Source organism: Viridibacillus soli (assembly GCF_016612995.1).
Taxonomy (GTDB): domain Bacteria; phylum Bacillota; class Bacilli; order Bacillales_A; family Planococcaceae; genus Viridibacillus; species Viridibacillus soli.
In genome coordinates this window covers 1-381 of sequence record NZ_JAEOAH010000105.1, presented here as the reverse complement: position 1 = coordinate 381, position 381 = coordinate 1, and the positions used below count along the sequence as shown (strand labels likewise).

Genomic DNA, 381 nt, shown 5'->3' with positions numbered 1-381 from the left:
ACGACTGGTAATCAGGAGGATACGACTTATAATGCCCATCACCAAACGAAGGGCTTGCATCCTTTATTATTATTCGAGGGGATCACAGGCCATTGTATCAAAGCCGTCTTACGCAGTGGAAGTGTGTATACGTCCAATGGTGTAGTAGCTTTTTTGGAGCCTGTTCTCATTCATTTTAAAGACCGCTATCCTCACTGACCCATCATAATTCGTGCAGATAGTGGCTTTGTGACACCCGAACTGTACAAGTTATGTGAAAAGTATGAGGTTCATTTTGTCATCCGACTAAAAGCCAATGCCAAGTTACTAGTGTTTTTTATAAAGAAATAAGCTACAAGGCATCCTCGTGGGAAACAGCAAGAAGAGTCGTCACCAAGCTAG

At 42.5% G+C, this 381-nt stretch carries 1 pseudogene; it reads left to right on the top strand.

The window, feature by feature from the left end:
- A pseudogene (locus tag JFL43_RS22920) lies at positions 1–330 on the top strand (transposase); the annotation flags it as partial.
- Between the last annotated feature and the right edge of the window lie 51 nt (positions 331–381).